The sequence below is a fragment of the Halorubrum sp. GN12_10-3_MGM genome (genome assembly GCF_005435235.1).
Lineage (GTDB): Archaea > Halobacteriota > Halobacteria > Halobacteriales > Haloferacaceae > Halorubrum > Halorubrum ezzemoulense.
This window is the reverse complement of record NZ_SGUB01000039.1, coordinates 1-17,314: the sequence shown is the minus strand read 5'-3', so window position 1 is coordinate 17,314 and position 17,314 is coordinate 1. Positions and strand designations below refer to the sequence as shown.

General features: G+C 56.8%; 19 protein-coding genes and 2 pseudogenes. 16 read left to right on the top strand and 5 right to left on the bottom strand.

The features are described from left to right. The 3 genes from EXE47_RS17395 to EXE47_RS17385 form a co-directional block, all read left to right on the top strand. The coding region (locus tag EXE47_RS17395; protein WP_137708567.1) for a transposase at window positions 1–287 on the top strand (287 nt) is incomplete at its 5' end. A 128-nt stretch (window positions 288–415) separates the two neighbouring features. Further along, complete coding sequence (locus tag EXE47_RS17390) at window positions 416–718, top strand: DUF6516 family protein (protein ID WP_137708566.1); 303 nt, start codon at window positions 416–418, stop codon at window positions 716–718. Beyond that, window positions 711–1,172: a hypothetical protein gene (locus EXE47_RS17385; protein ID WP_137708565.1), complete on the top strand. Its 462-nt coding sequence runs from the start codon at window positions 711–713 to the stop codon at window positions 1,170–1,172. Before EXE47_RS17390 ends, EXE47_RS17385 begins: the two co-directional genes overlap by 8 nt. A gap of 128 nt (window positions 1,173–1,300) precedes the next feature. Here EXE47_RS17385 and EXE47_RS17380 read toward each other — a convergent pair whose 3' ends face one another. Together EXE47_RS17380 and EXE47_RS17375 are read right to left on the bottom strand one after the other, a co-directional pair. Further along, a complete protein-coding gene (locus EXE47_RS17380) occupies window positions 1,301–1,747 on the bottom strand; it encodes a hypothetical protein (RefSeq protein ID WP_241997603.1) in 447 nt (148 codons plus the stop codon). Beyond that, window positions 1,651–2,924 (bottom strand): annotated as a pseudogene (locus EXE47_RS17375) (RNA-guided endonuclease InsQ/TnpB family protein). The gene EXE47_RS17380 and the pseudogene EXE47_RS17375 overlap by 97 nt, the downstream one beginning before the upstream one ends. Window positions 2,925–2,977: 53 nt before the next feature. Between EXE47_RS17375 and EXE47_RS18830 the strand changes: the two are divergent. Both EXE47_RS18830 and EXE47_RS17370 read left to right on the top strand, forming a co-directional pair. Then, window positions 2,978–3,235: a hypothetical protein gene (locus EXE47_RS18830; protein ID WP_199237920.1), complete on the top strand. Its 258-nt coding sequence runs from the start codon at window positions 2,978–2,980 to the stop codon at window positions 3,233–3,235. Between the two features lie 21 nt (window positions 3,236–3,256). Next, window positions 3,257–4,078, top strand: coding sequence for an IS5 family transposase (locus EXE47_RS17370; protein WP_137708564.1), 822 nt, complete (start codon window positions 3,257–3,259; stop codon window positions 4,076–4,078). Between the two features lie 47 nt (window positions 4,079–4,125). Here the strand turns inward: EXE47_RS17370 and EXE47_RS17365 are convergent, their stop codons facing one another. Next, the gene (locus tag EXE47_RS17365; protein ID WP_137708563.1) at window positions 4,126–5,025 is read right to left on the bottom strand and encodes a uracil-DNA glycosylase family protein; all 900 of its coding nucleotides are present in this window, start codon (window positions 5,023–5,025) and stop codon (window positions 4,126–4,128) included. 480 nt (window positions 5,026–5,505) lie between these two features. Between EXE47_RS17365 and EXE47_RS17355 the strand changes: the two genes are divergently transcribed. From EXE47_RS17355 to EXE47_RS17330, 6 genes and pseudogenes are all read left to right on the top strand, one after another. After that, a complete protein-coding gene (locus EXE47_RS17355) occupies window positions 5,506–5,874 on the top strand; it encodes a UPF0175 family protein (RefSeq protein WP_137708562.1) in 369 nt (122 codons plus the stop codon). Window positions 5,875–5,968: 94 nt separating this feature from the next. After that, window positions 5,969–6,559 carry a metal-dependent hydrolase gene (locus EXE47_RS17350; RefSeq protein ID WP_137708561.1) on the top strand — a complete coding sequence of 197 codons (591 nt, stop codon included), beginning with the start codon at window positions 5,969–5,971 and terminating at the stop codon, window positions 6,557–6,559. A 10-nt stretch (window positions 6,560–6,569) separates the two neighbouring features. Beyond that, window positions 6,570–6,755, top strand: a pseudogene (locus tag EXE47_RS19110) (zinc ribbon domain-containing protein); the annotation flags it as partial. 149 nt (window positions 6,756–6,904) lie between these two features. Further along, window positions 6,905–7,426, top strand: coding sequence for a metal-dependent hydrolase (locus tag EXE47_RS17340; RefSeq protein WP_137708560.1), 522 nt, complete (start codon window positions 6,905–6,907; stop codon window positions 7,424–7,426). A gap of 63 nt (window positions 7,427–7,489) precedes the next feature. After that, window positions 7,490–8,023 (top strand): helix-turn-helix transcriptional regulator, encoded by a 534-nt coding sequence (locus tag EXE47_RS17335; protein ID WP_137708559.1) that lies wholly within the window; start codon window positions 7,490–7,492, stop codon window positions 8,021–8,023. After that, window positions 8,020–8,460, top strand: coding sequence for a hypothetical protein (locus tag EXE47_RS17330; RefSeq protein WP_137708558.1), 441 nt, complete (start codon window positions 8,020–8,022; stop codon window positions 8,458–8,460). The genes EXE47_RS17335 and EXE47_RS17330 overlap by 4 nt, the downstream gene beginning before the upstream one ends. A 345-nt stretch (window positions 8,461–8,805) precedes the next feature. Here the strand turns inward: EXE47_RS17330 and glmS are convergent, their stop codons facing one another. Beyond that, entirely contained in the window at window positions 8,806–10,668 is a 1,863-nt protein-coding gene (gene glmS, locus EXE47_RS17325; RefSeq protein ID WP_137708557.1) for a glutamine--fructose-6-phosphate transaminase (isomerizing), read from the bottom strand. A gap of 2 nt (window positions 10,669–10,670) precedes the next feature. Next, a complete protein-coding gene (locus EXE47_RS17320; protein ID WP_137708556.1) occupies window positions 10,671–11,846 on the bottom strand; it encodes a sugar phosphate nucleotidyltransferase in 1,176 nt (391 codons plus the stop codon). Window positions 11,847–13,368: 1,522 nt separating this feature from the next. Between EXE47_RS17320 and EXE47_RS17315 the strand changes: the two genes are divergently transcribed. The 5 genes from EXE47_RS17315 (at window position 13,369) to EXE47_RS17290 (ending at window position 17,043) form a co-directional block, all read left to right on the top strand. After that, complete coding sequence (locus tag EXE47_RS17315; RefSeq protein ID WP_137708555.1) at window positions 13,369–14,250, top strand: hypothetical protein; 882 nt, start codon at window positions 13,369–13,371, stop codon at window positions 14,248–14,250. Between the two features lie 472 nt (window positions 14,251–14,722). Continuing rightward, complete coding sequence (locus EXE47_RS17305) at window positions 14,723–15,355, top strand: IS6 family transposase (RefSeq protein WP_137708554.1); 633 nt, start codon at window positions 14,723–14,725, stop codon at window positions 15,353–15,355. A gap of 195 nt (window positions 15,356–15,550) precedes the next feature. Continuing rightward, a complete protein-coding gene (locus tag EXE47_RS17300) occupies window positions 15,551–15,802 on the top strand; it encodes a DUF6516 family protein (RefSeq protein WP_241997601.1) in 252 nt (83 codons plus the stop codon). Further along, window positions 15,795–16,256 carry a hypothetical protein gene (locus EXE47_RS17295; protein ID WP_137708552.1) on the top strand — a complete coding sequence of 154 codons (462 nt, stop codon included), beginning with the start codon at window positions 15,795–15,797 and terminating at the stop codon, window positions 16,254–16,256. Before EXE47_RS17300 ends, EXE47_RS17295 begins: the two co-directional genes overlap by 8 nt. Window positions 16,257–16,467: 211 nt before the next feature. Continuing rightward, a complete protein-coding gene (locus EXE47_RS17290) occupies window positions 16,468–17,043 on the top strand; it encodes an Rrf2 family transcriptional regulator (RefSeq protein ID WP_137708551.1) in 576 nt (191 codons plus the stop codon). Window positions 17,044–17,314 lie beyond the last annotated feature (271 nt).

The following is a 17,314-nucleotide window of genomic DNA, read 5'->3' as shown; positions in this document are numbered from 1 at the left end:
AGGTCTGGACAGATGGACTCCAAGCGTACCGCGAGATGGATCGGGATCACCGAACGGTCGTCCACAAAGAGAGGTACGTATCGCCTGACGGAGTCCACATCAATCAGGCAGAATGCCTGTTTTCGCTCGTTCAACCGTGGCTGCGGAAGTTCCGCGGCCTGTCCAAGCAAGGCTTGGAGCAGGCCGCTCATACATTCGGGATCATTAGATCGCTGAATCTCACAGGCGCATCCGTCGATATCACCATTGACTGCCTTGTTATGGGGGCTTTCCGTAGTTCTACATAAGAGCGATAGCGGTTAACCAACACTGATGGGTTCCGACACGGGTTTGTTGGTTAACAGAGAAGCTTGCCTTTTCACATCTCCCCCCATAAACTTATGCTCTATAACATCATACGTCATAGTACAGCAGGATGCCAAAGCGTCACCCGATCAAGGTGAACCGCGCTGTTCCCGGTGGGCGCGTGGAGATATTCGCTGTCCGCGACGAGGAGTATCCGGACGGGTGGTTCTACCGGTTTCAATACTATCACCCCGAGACCGGCGAACTGCTCCGGTACGACGACGCGCACGACGACGACGATCTCGGCTGGCATCATCGGCATGTTCGATTTGGCGACGACACAGCGATCGAGTTTCACGGGCTCTCGGCGCACGTGACCCGGTTCCTGAATGAGATCGCGACGCTGGCGGACACGGAGACCACCAATGACTGAACCCGACCACGACGGCTGGCCTGACAAGTACAGTGACCCTCGCGACCGGCCCCATCCCGATGTCCTTCGCATCACCGTCGAATCGTTCGACGATGCGTTTGAGGACACGCTCACCGCGGTCGACGCGGTCGCAGACGGCGACCCACAGCCCGCAGTGGTGTCGTTCGCGACGGTCGGCGAGCTGCGGAAGATCCTCACTGACCGGCGGATCGAACTGCTCCAGACACTCATGGACACCGAGGGGGCCGCTGAGAGCATCAGCGCGCTCGCGGAGGCGCTTGATCGCGACTACAAGCCAGTCCACGACGATGTCACGCTGCTGGCGGACTACGGCATTGTGTTCACCGTCGAAGACGACGACCGCTCGAAGCGGCCGTACCTCCCGTACGAGCGCATCCGCCTCGATGTCGAGCTCACCGCGAGTGGCTCCGGTGAGGAGCCCGCGGCGGCGTGAAGCGCTCGTGTACAATCTCCCCATCTACCAACCCTCGATCGCGACGCGACTCGACACACCCACCCCACCGGTTCCGCTGTTAGCACAGAGCGGACGCCGCTATCTCAGTACCACAAGCGAATCCTTACTCAGGCCGACTCCAACAGCGTCGACAACCCACTCCGAACCGCCGACACGGACTGTTCGAGCTGATGCTCGTTGTATTTCCCACCGTCTTTCCCCCGGTTGTGCTCCGTCACGCCCGTGATCCCCAACTGTGCCAACTCCCCCAGATAGTCACGCACCGACCGCTCGGAGACCGGACTCACTCCTTCTGAGCGAGCCACGGACCGGTACGTCTCGACGACTTCACGCGTCCGAACTGGCGTGTCGCCTCGCTCGTGGAGCCGTGTCAGTGCGTACAACACGAGCTTTCCATGCTGCGAATGACATCTTCCTCGCCATAAACGGCGAGGTTTCCTCGCGCTGGGGGTATCGCTTACCGACCCACGGAGGCAACTTGCGGGTTCGTATGCTCCTCGTTGGGAACTGAGCGTGGTGACTCTGACCACTCGTGGTCGTCCCACTTGAGGCATACAGGCCGTGCCATCGACCGTGTTACCGTCGTCTGCCGCCGAAGGACCTCTCTGACGCTGTGAGGTCAGCATGCCCCTCGAATCCACACGGACACGTCACCGTATCTCTGTGGCGCGTTGTGTCCTCTGTTGAACCGCACTTCGGACACTCCTGACTCGTCCACGCCTCAGACCGTACTTCCACCGAGATACCGTATTCTTCGGCGGTACACGCCAGTCGATTCACGAACGCTCTAAACGCCCAGAAGTTGTGCGTCTTGGCATTCGTCTCTACCGACCAGTGCGTCTCAAGCACGTCCGTCAGCGCCCCGACGTACACTGTCGAAACACCTTCGTCGTACAGACGTTCGATGAGGTCACGTGCGAGTGCGTCTTGAGCGTGGTCACGTCGCTTGGTGCGCCGGTCGTACAGGCGTCGGATTCGGTGACTGCTGTATCGACCGTCCTCCAAGAGTGATTGGAGGCGGGCGATTTCTCGCGTCGTCCCGCGGAATCGTTTGAACAGGTCACGTCCTTCGTACAGGTATTGCTGGCCGGTTGTGGTTGTACAGGCAACGAGGTTGTTCGCACCAATATCCAGAGCGGCTTCTTCCGAAGCCAGTGGTTGTGCCAGTCGAGAATCATCGACGGTGACTGGCTGAAAGGCCCTGAATGTCTGTGCTTGCTCGTCGTAGAACAACTGTAACTGACCTTGCTTTTCGTACTCCTTCCAGTTGGGGTCGCCCCGAACTTCGAGTCGGAGGCGTTCGCGGTGTCCCAGCCCATACTCGTCTTTCAGGTCTTGGCCGACAAGGATTTCGAGGCGGGAGTATTCTCCCCACTCGATGGAGTACGACGTGTTTCGGATGTACGTGCGGAGTTCTCGACCTTCGTCTGCGTTACCCTAGAATCCGGGTTTGCCGTTGGCTTCGCCTTTCTTCTTGAGGCTGAAGAACGACTTCCACGCTTCGCGGTTCTTGCGTTCGATTTGCTGAACCGTGGACGCGCCGAGAACACCGCCATAGCGACCGCGATACTCGCTGATGTCCCACACGTCTCCGTCTGGGTCAGCATAGTTCTCGCGGCGCTCATAGTTGATTTCGTTCCAGAGAGCGGCAGAAGCCTCCAACAGGCGTCGAAGCAACTCCTCGTCCTCGTCGGACTGCGGAATCACCTCGAACGTGTTGGCTCGCTTCATCGACTACTGGTTGTACCAGAACACACATAAAAATGTGGTTTGTGTGTTACTGTATGGTCGAAATCCGCATCGAGTTCGATGACGATGAACAGTACGAGCGGTTGAAAGAACTGAAGAAGCACCGTGGGTTAACGTGGAAGGGATTGCTCCTTGAGGGCGAAAAAAAGTCCGGGAGGATACCCCGGAGTAATCGTCGAGCGTGGATTGTAAAGTGGAGTGTCGGATTCACGCCCGCCCTAAAGGGCGGAACTCTCTTCTTGAGTCAGGTAGTTTCGCTAGACGTGAAGCCGACGACTCCGTTATCTGGGTAGAAAGCGAAGAGACAGATCGGTGTGACATCCGAAATCCGTCTCTTCACACGTGTTACGGTGGCGAAGGATAAATCAGTTGTCGCTAATCCGGACGAGCCCGCCGACCCCGAAGGGGGAGGCGGGTTCGCCGAGTGGGCGATGCTCACCGTGCATGCACTCCGCATCGAACTGGGCAAATCCTACCGCGTCGCGGTGGATTTACTCAGCGAAATGCCCGGCGTTCTTGAGGAGATCGGACTCACCAGACTTCCACATTACACGGTGCTTCGCACGTGGTTTGAGCGGATTCCGACCAAGACGTGGCGTGCGTTTCTCGGCGCGTCAGCCGAGAAACGCAACGGCCACGCTGCTATCGATTCGACTGGCTTCGACCGTGATCAGCCCAGCCGCCACTACGCTAACCGCACGAACTACCGCGTTCGAGCGCTGAAAGTCACCGCTCTCGTGGATGTCGAGACGCTGTACATCACCGACATCCACTCGACGACCTCCAAGAAACACGATGCGAAGATCGGCCCGCAGGTCGCTCGGCGCAACGCCAGCGACCTGCGGAGCCTCGCTGCTGATTGCGGCTACGACGCCAAAGCCTTCCGCGATGAACTCCGCGAAAACGGTATCAGACCGCTGATTAAACACCGGATTATGAATTCACTCGATCACGCCCACAACGCCCGCATGGACGGTGATCGGTACCACCAACGTTCCATGTCAGAAACCGTCTTCTCGTCGATCAGGCGCACGCTCGGCTCCGCCGTGCGTGCGCGAAGTTGGTGGCTAGAGTTCCGCGAAATGCTGCTGAAAGCCACCGTCTACAACCTTCGTCGGAGCGTCCGATATCCGTGAAATCCGCCGCAGTGTACCGAAACTACAGAGCCAAAGCAATCTAGTTCTCACTCTGTAACGAGTCCAGTAACTCTATCCATGATCAAGTCATAATACCAGTCTTTTCCACCTTTTTCTGGTGGGGATAGCTCGGAGCCGTATAACTCATTACCTTTTGTGTTTAAGAATCTGCTCACGTTCCTCCCAATCATATTGAAGTGGTAAGTTGGGATAATCATCGACTGTACCCTGTCAGAGTTATGAACCGGGATGACATCTGTTGCGCTTGTGGCATCCCCACTAACATGTTTCCATACATAATCTCGGACATTCTCACCTGATGGTGTGTCAAGCGAAAATAATTCAAATACATAATTGATGTGCCATGATCCATCTGCCAACACAATGATGACGTCTGGATCAACGGATCGAATTTCTCCAAGCAAAAAGTTGCTTGCGCAGTTTCTTTTTCCAGCCCGATTGAGTTCATCTTGATCTTCAATTTCAGCGTTTACGTTCTCTGGGACAGTGACATCATCATCTTCGATAGCCGAGTTGATATGATTACATTTGGCAACATTAGTATAATAGACTGAAAGGTTGTTCTCCTCTAATTTGGTGATAATGCTTGCTAGCTCTGGGATTGATTCTTTGACACCACTAATCGGTAGAAAATTATCCTTATGATTAGACTGGTACTCATCAACTTCTTCTTCGGTCCCCGGATAGTCTTTCCAGAAGCGCTTATGATTATACCAAACATCTGTATCTTCTGTAACTGAGCTATTCCCTCCAGGATCTGCACCAAGCAAGAGAACGTCAGCATTGGGATCTCCGTGCCCAAAATATGGCTTTGATACTTGATGCGTATCACGGCGGTCACAGTCGTAGCATGGAGAGTCCGGGTCTGGATTTTCCCACTCTTTTTGAATTTCATCGCGAGAAATCGAGGTGTTGCGCTGAGCCATAATCTAGTGTGTGATACTTAATTTATAAAGGATGTGGCCAAGTAGAAGAAATTGATAATTGAATCGCTGTGCTAGCAACTTCTCAGCGTCTTCTAAAATACTTTGACAGGAAGGTTCAATTATTTAGATACTCTGCTAAACGCACCCTGTTCTGGAATTATCAGATTTATCTCCGCGCTGAATCACGGAGCTTTCTCCTTAACGCATGAAATTGCTGTCGATAGGTTTATCCGAGTAGTGATCGTTGGCCGGTAGTCGTTGCTGCGGCGCTTGCTGGTCTCATCTGGATTATCGATCGACGCTGGATTCGCACCGACTACCCTAATATCTGACACGCTAGTGTTAGTGACGAATACGAACGCACTCTTCGTCTCCCTACTCACTCGTGGTTCGAAAATCATCTGAGACCGACCGTCTTAATGTATCTAGTATTCTGACGTAGTTCATAAATAATATGAACTCGTAGTCTGGGATAGAGCGATGGCACGAATCACCGGGTCATATCCAGACGATCTCGACCTCCTCATTGAGGGCGCAGTCGAAGCTGGGGTGTTTAGTGGCAAGAGCGATGCGTTGCGAAAGTTCGTTCGTGAATATTTCGAGGACCACGAAAACGAGCGCATTACAGCCGCAGTTGCCCTCTATGAACGAGAGCAGATCACGCTTGGTGATGCTGCGAGACTTGCTGATGTTGATCGGTGGACAATGCGAGATATCCTCCGCGAGCACGGTGTTGAACTCCGCCTTGGGCTTGTTGACGAAGACAATGTAGCCTACGAGGGAGAGGTAGCAAGCGAACTCAACTTCGATGATCAGGGCTCAGGCAACGAGGGATCGCCTGCGAAATGACCGGTGATTACGCTCCATATCAAGCGATTAGGAGTATCGATGATCAGCTTGCTCGGCGTGCGAAACGCCAGATCCACCTCTCCACCACTCTACCGTGTTACCACTAGGACATCTCGCCTTCGCATATCTCTGGTATACAGTGTACGCTGCCGCTGGAACCCACCGTCTTCCAGCCCGACTCGCACTCGTCCCGGTCGCAATTGGGAGCCAGTTTCCAGATCTGATCGACAAACCACTCGCATACGTTGGCGTGCTCACGTCCGGCCGCTCACTTGCACATTCTCTGTTCACATTCGCGATCTGTTCGCTCGGACTCTGGTGGGTCGCTACCCGTCTCCGCGGCCGCTGGACTTCCGAGTCGCTCCCCGAACGCCTTCGAATTGTCACGCCCGCAGCGTTCGCGATCGGCTACCTGAGCCACCTTGGTGGGGACACGTACCAATCGTTGCTTGCAGGCGACTTCTGGAGTGTCCGGTTTCTGGTGTACCCAGTGTTTCCCGTCTCACGATCCCCTGCCAGCGACATCGCTCCGTGGACGCGGATGTTTCGAATCTATCAGGAGATGGGAACTCATCCCCAACTGAACGTGATCATCCTTGCCATCGTTGTGTTCGTGGGACTGCGACTCTACACCTACTGGAACGGACGCTCTCCGACCACGGACGACCCTCCAGATCTACACTAGCTCCTCTGCGTTCACGTGTCAGCAGTGCGGATACGAGAACGATGCCGACTACAACGCTGCGAAGAACATCGGTTTACAGTATCTCCGTCGTCGGCAAAACGCAGACGATGGAGGCGTACCCGTAGATGTGCGCTTGAATCGCGGGACGCTGAACGTGAGTGGGGAGTACATACCCCCCCCCGCCTCGGCTGAGGCATGGAACGGGAGTCCACGCGAACGCCTCAGGGTCGTACGGAAATCAGAGATTTCCGTGATGACGAGAGATGATGTCTCTCGAACCACTTGACCCCGAGGCGATTTACCTCTTTAGGGAACGCTCTTTGACTCGGAAACGCAACGTCCGGTGTGTTCCCTCTCGAGCATTTCCTCGTGGCCCTCCTCCCCATACTGGCATACGCTCTCATTCGGAACCGCCAGCTCCCGTCGAAAGGACTGCTGTTTGCGGTGTTTCTCGGCAGTCAGTTTCCCGACCTCATCGATAAGCCACTGGCGTACTGGGTTGGCATCCTTCCGAGTGGACGAGTGTTTACCCACTCGCTCCCGATTGCGATCCCAATCGCTGTCATCGTCCTCGGATACGGCTGGCGAACCGATCGACTACAGATCGCTGGTGGGTTCGTTGCTGCGTATCTCTTTCATCTACTTGGAGACACATATCGGGTACTGCTTACTGGACAGATCCCACCGATGTTAGTGTGGCCCTCTGTCACGCTCCAACGACATTCACGCCTCCCGTCATGGGCTGGGATCGATGGGATCAACGTCCGAATGTGGAATCTATTCTCATTGCTCGTGTTGACCGTGATACTAGCGATCCTCATACGTGATGTCTGGACTCACCGAGATTCGATAACACACCGGGGATAATCGTTTCCGACTAAATAGTTCGGCTACTACAGATTTATTTGGTCGGAGTACATACAGAGGAGCATGAACGCCGATGACTCCCCAAGTGAGTTCGCTCTGACGGAGGGGTTTCGCGAGGATGGTGACTCCGCTCCGGCTGATGAGCGTGTGTACAGGGTCGCACTCGGTCTATACGACCCAGCGGGAGTTACGACAGTTGCGGAGCGTGCCTCGTGTGCTCCGGACACCGCCCGGCGTCACCTCAATCGGCTTGCAGACATTGGAGTCATCGAAGTGGTGTCTGAAACCCCACTCACCTACACGCGGAACGAATCGTACTTCGAGTGGCGGCAGCGAAACCGACTCGAGAATCGCTCATCGAGTGAGCTACAGGAGTCGCTCTCTGAACTAACAACTCGTGAACGAGAGTTCCGAGATCAGTTTGGGGTCGACGCACCGGACAAGGTGGATGCGCTCGAACACGCGGACTTCGACGATGTCGAGGCGGTCTGGCTGGACCTTAGCGAATGGCAAACGGTCCGGGAACGAATCGCTCGACTAGAGGCGGTTCGCCAACAGCGCGCAACTGAGTCAGCGAGTGACGGAGAACCAGCGTGACGGCGGACGGCCCCGACACGTCTCGCACTGTCGACGAAGAAACCCTCCGCTACGTCGCGCGACTGTTCGGGCACCAAGACGAAGTTCGAACAACCTCTCTGTTCCCGTCAAATAAGATTGAGAGCCTCGTCGTCACGCTTGATGCCGACTACTACCCGAGTGACATTGATGAAGTAAGACTCGAAGCCCGGGTGTACACGAACGGCGAGTTCCATGTGTCGTATATCGAACGTCAGTCAGGAGCGCAGCGACGATGTCGGTGGGACAGACACGAGCAGCCACACAATTCACGAGATCATTTCCATCCACTCCCAGATGCGAGTGTGGAAGCTGCGGGTGACCGGACGTATCCAACGGAGTTTACGCGAGTTCTCGAAACGACCGTCCTCCCGTGGATCGACGATCGCGTTGGACAGCTGTGGGAGTCCGTCTGGTGATGGATCCAGTCCGCCAGAACGGAATGAGCGCCGAGATTCGCTCCGGATCGGAACGCACCGTCTGCCGGCCTCCCTTGCGCTCGTGTCCCTCGCGGTCAGGAGCCAACTCCCAGACCTAGTAGCCAAACCACTCGCGTACCTTGACGTCCTCACATACGGTCAATCGGTAAGCGCCTCGGTGTTTGCGTTCGCCCGGCGTGCCGTCTGGTGGGTTGCGACCTGCCTCCGCGGCCGCTAGCGGTCGAGACGCTCCCCGAACAACTCGTGGGGATTGAGGCTGAGGTCAACAGAGAGCTACACGATCGCTCCAGTCACCTGTACAGATGACCGCTCGTCAGTTATTCCTCACTCTACGGTTACACTCTTCGCCAGATTCCGCGGCTTGTCGATCGACCGCCCCTTCTCATTCGCGACGTGATACGCAAACAACTGGAGATACACATTTGCGACCAACGGCTCAACAATCCCGACATCGGGCACAACAAACGCCTCGTCCAGCGTGTCGTACTCGTCCCCAGCAGAGACACATCCAAGTGCGGGCGCACCACGCGTCTGCGCCTCCGTCACATTGTTCATCGTCTCACGAGCTCGCGATCCATCGGTCAACACAGCCAGCACAGGCGTCTCAGGGGTCACTAACGCAAGCGGCCCATGCTTCAACTCACCCGCAGCGAACCCCTCTGCGTGATCATACGAGATCTCTTTGAGCTTCAACGCACCCTCTAACGCCACGGGCACGCCCAGCGCACGCCCAACAAAGAAGAACGCCTCGCTGTCTTGGTACGCTTGTGCGGCCTCCCGAACAGCCGGTTCATTATCAAGTACCTGCTGAACCGCCCCCGGCAACCCTTGGAGGTCTTCCAATACTGACCGCGCGTCGGACGCTGCCAGCGCACCACGCTCCCGGCCTACCGTCACAGCCAACATCGCCAGCGTCGCGACCTGTGAGGCGAACGTCTTGGTCGCTGCCACACCAATCTCCGGCCCAGCGCGAATGAACGCGGTCTCATCAACTTCTCGCGTCACCGTACTCCCCAATGTATTCGTCACCGCAAACGTGCGGGCACCGGCCTCCTTCGCCCGCCGGATCGCGCCGAGCGTGTCAGCGGTCTCGCCACTCTGGGTCACCGCAACGACGAGCGTCCGATCTGGCGTCCGGCCCGCACCGAACTCGTACTCGCTCGCAATTTCGACGCTTGCGCGCACCCCCGACAGCTCCTCAAACAGCTGTGCCGCATACCGCCCCGCATAGTAGGACGTGCCACAGGCGACAATCCGAATTTCTTCAAGATCCGCGAGGAATCCAGGTGGGAACGACACATCGAGATCCACGTTCCCCGTCTCAACATCAAGTCGCCCCGCAAGCGTCTGCCGGAGTGCCTCGGGCTGTTCGTGAATCTCTTTGCGCATATAGTGTTCATACCCACCCTTCTCTGCGGCATCAGCCTCCCACGTGACCGTCTCAACGTCGCGATCAACTGCCGCACCGTCGTGGAACACAGACACATCCCCAGCCTCAAGCGCTGCGACGTCCCCATCCTCGAGATACGTCACGTCGCGAGTGTGCTGTAAGAATGCGGTCACGTCACTCGCAACAAACGCAGTGTGGTCACCATGGCCCAGCACAAGCGGGCTCCCACGGCGTGCGACGATAATGCGATCATCACCCTCCCGAACCGCACAGATCGCGTAGCTGCCCTCGAGTCGCGTTTCAACGCGCCGCACTGCTGCCAGCAAATCAGCATCAGCGTCAGCAGCGAGTTCCTCCTCAATCAGGTGTGGAATAACCTCCGTGTCCGTGTCACTCGTGAACTCGTGGTCGGACAACTCCGCTTTGAGCGTCTCGTAGTTCTCGACGATACCATTGTGGACAACAGCGACATCACCAACGCAGTCGGTGTGGGGGTGTGCGTTCGCGTCAGTCGGCGGGCCGTGTGTGCTCCACCGCGTATGGCCAACGCCGTGTGTTGTGTCGCCCACCTCGGGAAGCTCAAGGCCATCAACCTCACCGGACTGCTTTTTCACGGTGAGCCCACTGGACTCGCTGACGAGCGCAACTCCAACAGAGTCATAGCCACGATACTCCAGATTTTGGAGGCCTTCGTGGATGATCTCCCCAGTCGTGTGTTTCAACCCGCCGTCGCTTGCCGCCGCGGGTGCTGACGCCTGTTCGCCGGTCGCTTGAACGTACCCAATAATGCCACACATGGTTATCCTCGCCGCACCGTTGTGCCCGCCGCAATTCGACTGTCAATCGTGACGCCCGCGTCAGTTTCGACGTCATCACCGACAACCGCGCCCGTTGTCAACGTTGCGCTAGGCCCAATCGTCGTATTATCCCCGACGACGCCACCCAGTTCGATATCGTGATGGACAGCATCCTCCACAACCATCGTATCTGGTGGGCCGTCAATCGTTACGTTCGGCCCAATCCGAACATTGCTCGCGACTACCGCGTCCCGAATCACAGTGCCAGCGCCAATAACGGTGTCCGGGAAGATGATCGCGTTCTCGACGACGGCGTTCGGTTCGATCGTCACATTCCGGCCGATAGCTGTGTTGCCGCCAATCGTCACGTTCGGGCCGACACGAACGCTGTCTGCGAGTACCACATCATCCGCAACGGTGTTTCGGTCACGTGTCGGGTCATTGTCCCCATGGCCTGCTGTCGTCTCGATGAGCCCTGCGTTGACTCGCAGTAGATCCCACAGATTCGAGACATCGAGCCACTGACCAATGTAGGTGAGAGCCTCGATCCCACCCTGCTCGCGTGCGTGCTCGTTGAGCGCTGTGGTCAGCGTCAGTTCACCGGTGGTGTGTGTCGTGCGGATTGTCTCAAAGACCGCCGGCGTAAAGCCGTAGATGCCAGCGTTAATTTGGTTTGTCTCGACCGGTCCGTCGGGTTTCTCTTCGATGTGTCTCACAGTCTCTCCGTCACCGGTGACGACTCCGTACGCACGCGGGGTTTCGACGGTCGTGACTGTCACCACCGGCGAGGTGCCACCCCGCACCGTAGCCGCAACGCGCTCGATGACTGCTGGCTCAACAATCCGGTCACCGTTGAGAACAACGAACGGACCGTCGACAACCGGCTCAGCTTGGAGCACAGCATGGCCGGTCCCGAGCTGCGTCGGTTGCTCAACATACGTTATTGTCACGCCCCACTCGTCACCATCGGCGAAGTGATTGCGAATACGTTCTTGACGATACCCGACAACTAGCGTAATCTGCTCAACGCCAGCTGCCGCAACCGCTTCGACGATGTATTCAAGCAGCGGCTTATTGCCCACAGGGATCATTGGCTTTGGCCGTCGGTTTGTGAGTGGCGTCAGCCGACGGCCCTCACCGGCTGCGAGAATGACGGCCTGTACCGGCGGATCGCTCATACAACCCCTGTCATCTATCTATCTGTTAAAACATGTTCCTCCGGCAACCAAAGGTGATCACTCAACCAGATCCTGACATATCCAAACACATGTCGTGCGAATGGTGTTCTCTCAGCAGCCGTCTCCTAATGTTACAAGTGAAGTACCTCGGGGTCAAGCCCCGAGGCTTCACCGTCTTGGGGCCGCACCGAGCCCGCAGGCGAATTTAATTCCCCTCGACCTTCCCAGATGGGTCGGCTGGAATTAACACCCGAACACGCCGATGTGTCCGTGAGGGGCGGCCGCTCCACCACGGCCCGACAACCCCCGTCTCACCGCCGTAGCGGGTTTTGAGAGGAATCGCATTTCCAAACTGCCGAACGACCAGCAAAGGAATTGAGGTCTTCAATTCCATGCTTTGGGGGTGGTTTCTGGCCGTTACAACACTATTTGTCGCTAAGTGTATTAACTACCATCTTACCGAGGTGAAAGTGAAAGTGTGCGTACGGCCTTCACCCTCGGGGTCAAGCCCCGAGGCACTCGGCCTGCTCTATCTGTAGATCTGGCCAGCGACGCTGAGACGCTCCAGAGAGCCTAAACCCAGCACTACCCCCGCAGCGAGCGCAAGCGAGAGTAGCCCCCACGCGACTGCCGCACTGCCGGTCACAACCGGTGACGGGACCGCAAGCCGAGCCAACAGGACAGTGACGAACGCACCACTCCCGCCAGCAAACAGTACGAAGAGGGTGGCCCACGCACTAACCCGAGATTGGGACAAATTGCGTACAGACGGCACCCAGCCGGTAGGAGCACTATCAGTAGTCGCAGAGCCGGTCGACGCCGCAGCTGAAGTCTGATCTCCTTCACCGGCGGCCACAGTGCCAGTGCCTCGGAGAGCAGTCCCCTGGCCACTAACGCTAACCGACCCATCATCATCGCTCCTATCCGCCATCGCTGTCGCTCCAGTGGAACCACACTGGGCACCCTCCGAGCCGTCCGCACCGCTCCAAACTAAGTAGTATCGATAAGTCTGTGTTTGATCGTTACAGTCGAGAAACCCGGCTTCGACTAGGTCCTGTAACGCAGTATTGCTCGTCGTCCGTGAATTGAACTCCAGATCGGAATAGGTATCTTCGAGGTACTCTTGAACATCACTTCGCGTGAGCGTTTGTGTTGGGCTCGTTGCGTCACGATCAACAAACGCTTCGAGATACTTGTATCGGGCGTGCGTTTTGAATTGGTCAAACCCAGCATCAAAGAGCGCGGCAGCCAGCGCCTCGGGAAGTACGTCAGAACGTGTTGGTTGATTAGTCATCACCAGGCGCTTCTCAGACTCACATTATAGTCATTTTGGTCAGAAAGGACGCAAACAAAATTAACATATATTTCTTCTCTCAGCCGGCGTACGTCTATTCATTATATAAAAAACCACGTGGCTAGTGTACGGTCGTATGATTCTCTGAACGCTCGTTTACCGTGCTCTACGCCCGTTTGATCCTCGAATCCGTTATTATGACTCCCTGAGTGCGCTGAATCGTCAGCAATGGCGAACCACGACATACTGACCAACCGAGTCGAAACAGCCTATCGGGCGGCTGGCTACACGATCGACAGCGACCGAGTCGACCAACGAGGTCCAGTTAGCTTCCGCGTGTCCCGCGCTGGACCGCAGATTGCTGTCCTCGCCAACGCCAGTAACGTCATCAAGCCGGGAGTGGTACTCAAAACCGTCGACCAACTCACCGCGCCCGAAGAACCAGCCCACATCGTAACCACATCCGCACGACGCGCTGCGAGGCTTCGGGCACTACTCGAGTGCCCAGTGGTGATGCGGACGACAGCAGGCGCAGAGTGCTACACCCAGCCAGCTCCGTTCACCCCGGACGGCAACGAGCGGACCTGTACGGGGTCATGCGTGTGGGTCGCAACAACCGACGAGCAACCGGCGCCTGTTGAACCGATCCTCTCTGTTGAGCTCCCACCCGCGTCCGATCAAGAGGCCGACCTCGGTGACCGACACCAGGTGCGCGATAGCAACGAGCCTGAAACCCAATTCGAAAACGATATCCTCGAAACGGGAGCCACCCAATCCGAACGCTGGAACAGTACAATCGAGAAGGGACCCCGCTACGATGCGTGGATAACGGAACACGACGGACGCTGCCCGCCCGCAGAGCGACCGTCACTCCTTCGGACAGCCTTCGTCCCGCAGTGCTCGTCGTACGAAGAGTACACCAAGGTCATGATTCTCGATGGCGAGCTGACGCTCGAAGAGAATCGACCCGCCAACATCGGACTCGAGCAAGCTCGCAATCCCGCAGTGACCGAGCCACAACTGGACACCCCGAACAGCCGACCGTTCACCGCAGTCCATCTGATCCCGCAAACGGACTGGAACAGCATCGTCAACAGCACCCCAAATTGACATCCTCTCCGCCCTGAACGGCAAAGATTTCCACGGCCCCGCACCGCTGGTTTGGGGTGTTTACAAGCGGTGCGAGGCGAATACCACGGGGCTTGACCCCATGGATGAAGCCGACAACTCGTGAACAAAGCCATTAACTCGAAACATCTCAAACAGAGTGGTGTGACGGCACACTTCGCGTCTAGCTTAGTCGGCGAAAACAAGCCGGGTCAGACGCTCTGCCGTGACCACCAAGTAGGAGTGGGAGACTCCGAATCCACGCCCGCGGAGACTGCGCTCCCTGTGGATTCCCTCGCGGAATCTGTAAACCGCGTCGTGGAAACGGGAAGCCTCGGGGCTTGACCCCGAGGCACTTCACAGTAGGCTGCGCTGGTGAACTCCCCTCCCCTACTCGCTCACGGCTGACGCCGTTCGCTCCGTGAGGAAGCGTCGTGTTAAGTTAAGCAAGAGGCGGTCAGAGTTTCAGATTCCTATGGCCGAAACCGACCGCCTCAGCGAGTGTACCGAGTGGATCGACTTGGATTTTGTGGAGCGAGAGCGGACACCCCGCGAACTCATTGAAAAGGGTATTCGACACCATCTCGCAGGTCTATCACTCTCGAATACAGTTATTCTTCTTGAGGAATCGGGTGTCAAACGGAGTCGAACTGCTGTTCACAACTGGATTCAAAAGGCCGATTTACAGCCAGCTGGCGGCGAAAGTGCGGATCGAGTCGCGGTCGATCAGAAATCGATCCGGGTCAACGACGAAGAGTACTGGCTGTACGCTGCAGTCGATCCCGAAACAAACAGAATCCTACACACTCGGCTCTTTCCAACGTATACGATTCCGATTGGGCGAGAATTTCTCACCGAGCTCTGTGAGAAACACGACGTCTCAGACGCCGTATTTCTCGTTGATGATGCCGCCGATCTCGCCGGTGCGCTCCGTCGAGAAGGGCTTGAGTATCGCGTCGAGATCCATGGCTATAGAAACCAAGTTGAACGTGTCTTTCGAGAGGTACAACGACGGATTTCTTCATTTTCAAACTGTTTCAGCAATGCCGGTCCGCAAACCGCGGAAACGTGGTTGCAAGCCCACGCCGTCTGGTGGAATCATGCTTAAGCTAACACGACGTGAGGAAGGGGGCTTAGCGCCTGTATTCAGCTAATCCCGACGCCTTCTACGGATTCCACAGAGCAGCTTGTCTTTTGACATCTCTTCCCGTAAACTTATGGTCTATGACCTCATATGTTATAGTACAGCAGAATGCCGAAGCGTCACCCGATCGAGTTGAACCGTGCCGTTCCCGGTGGGCGAGTGGAGATATTCGCTGTCCGCGACGGGGAGTATCCGGACGGGTGGTTTTACAGGTTTCAGTACTACCACCCCGAGACCGGTGAACTGCTCCGGTACGACGACGCGCACGACGACGACGATCTCGGCTGGCATCACCGGCACGTTCGATTCGGCGACGATACAGAGATAGAGTTTCACGGGCTCTCGGCGCACGTGACTCGGTTCCTGAACGAGATCGCGACGCTGGCGGAGACGGAGACCACCAATGATTGAACCCGACGACGACGGCTGGCCCGACAAGTACAGTGACCCTCGTGACCGGCCCCATCCCGATATCCTTCGCATCACCGTCGAATCGTTTGACGATGCGTTCGAGGACACGCTCGCCGCGGTCGACGCGGTCGCGGACGGCAACCTACAGCCCGCAGTGGTGTCGTTCGCGACGGTCGGCGACCTGCGGAAGATTCTCACTGATCGGCGGATTGAGCTCCTCCAGACATTGATGGATACCGAGGGGGCCGCTGAGAGCATCAGCGCGCTCGCGGAGGCGCTTGATCGCGACTACAAGCCAGTCCATGACGATATCACGCTGCTGGCGGATTACGGGATCGTGTTCATCGTCGAAGACGACGACCGCTCGAAGCGCCCGTACCTCCCGTACGAGCGCATCCGCCTCGATGTCGAGCTCACCGCGAGTGGCTCCGGTGAGGAGCCCGCGGCGGCGTGAAGCACTCGTTTATTGCGTTTGAGGACTTGACGCATTCCGGGACTGGACCGGTGCGTCGTGAGGACACATGTGGGCGTTCCGAACCCTGTACGAGCAGGCAGATCGACCGCCACGTACTGGTCTGCGTGGACGGACCACAGCTTTCGAGAGCAATGAATGGGTTATACTACTATATCAAAGTACTATTTTCCTCTACCTCGTCTGTGCCTACATGAGCGACCGACACTCACCAACTACCTTTACGGATATCAACGAGGCAGTCGGGACGGACTGGGAGTCTAACACCACGCCATACGAGCGCATCTGGAATGTCATTATCCACACATATAGCCCACTGTCAGCTGATACGGTCGCTAATACTGCGCGGACCGCTCCGAAGACCGCTCGAAAACATCTGAACGTGCTCGCAGACGAGGGGTTCGTTGAGACGACACCCGGCGAGCACGGCAGCACACAGTATCGTCGCTCGCCTGAATCACTGGTCATGGAACAGGCGTCCGACATTCTCGAGCACGTTTCGACTGACGAACTCGTCGCACGGATTCAGGACATGCGCGAGCAACTCACAGAATATCAGGCTGAATTCGGCGTCGAGTCCCCTGAAGAGTTAGCCGTCAGCCAAACGAATCAGGTGCTCGCCGAGTCCGGGGGTCCACAAGCAGAGATCGATCCCGAGCGGATTCGTGAGTGGAAGACGCTTCGTCGGAACCTCGCGTTCGCAAATGCGGCCCTCTCGATCAGTACCGCCGAGCAGTTTGTCGACGATGATCGTCGCTCGACTGACTAGAGCAATGTCATGGTCAGAATTCGCTGCGAGTGCACCGACAGAATGTCCCAAGACGGCCGTCGAAACTAACCAAGTGATCGTGGACAGCCATGGCGACCTCGCGCATCCGGTTGGCTTGAGCCGCAGTCGTCACTGTTGTCCCGTCGCTCTTCAGTAGACTGGCGGAACCAGGAGCATTAGTGCCTCTGGCCCGGCAAAAACGGGTATGTATGAAGACCGTCCTGCCTTCGGCCAGAGGCTATCAGAACTTGCGGAACTTGGGGTAATAGAA

Coding starts and splice junctions, on each gene's coding strand:
- EXE47_RS17315 (WP_137708555.1), top strand. CDS start 13,369: ATGGCGAACCACGACATACTGACCAACCGAGTCGAAACAGCCTATCGG.
- EXE47_RS17390 (WP_137708566.1), top strand. CDS start 416: ATGCCAAAGCGTCACCCGATCAAGGTGAACCGCGCTGTTCCCGGTGGG.
- EXE47_RS17355 (WP_137708562.1), top strand. CDS start 5,506: ATGGCACGAATCACCGGGTCATATCCAGACGATCTCGACCTCCTCATT.
- EXE47_RS17380 (WP_241997603.1), bottom strand. CDS start 1,747: ATGCCTCAAGTGGGACGACCACGAGTGGTCAGAGTCACCACGCTCAGT.
- EXE47_RS17365 (WP_137708563.1), bottom strand. CDS start 5,025: ATGGCTCAGCGCAACACCTCGATTTCTCGCGATGAAATTCAAAAAGAG.
- EXE47_RS17335 (WP_137708559.1), top strand. CDS start 7,490: ATGAACGCCGATGACTCCCCAAGTGAGTTCGCTCTGACGGAGGGGTTT.
- EXE47_RS17320 (WP_137708556.1), bottom strand. CDS start 11,846: ATGAGCGATCCGCCGGTACAGGCCGTCATTCTCGCAGCCGGTGAGGGC.
- EXE47_RS18830 (WP_199237920.1), top strand. CDS start 2,978: ATGGTCGAAATCCGCATCGAGTTCGATGACGATGAACAGTACGAGCGG.
- EXE47_RS17385 (WP_137708565.1), top strand. CDS start 711: ATGACTGAACCCGACCACGACGGCTGGCCTGACAAGTACAGTGACCCT.
- EXE47_RS17305 (WP_137708554.1), top strand. CDS start 14,723: ATGGCCGAAACCGACCGCCTCAGCGAGTGTACCGAGTGGATCGACTTG.
- EXE47_RS17290 (WP_137708551.1), top strand. CDS start 16,468: ATGAGCGACCGACACTCACCAACTACCTTTACGGATATCAACGAGGCA.
- glmS (WP_137708557.1), bottom strand. CDS start 10,668: ATGTGTGGCATTATTGGGTACGTTCAAGCGACCGGCGAACAGGCGTCA.
- EXE47_RS17295 (WP_137708552.1), top strand. CDS start 15,795: ATGATTGAACCCGACGACGACGGCTGGCCCGACAAGTACAGTGACCCT.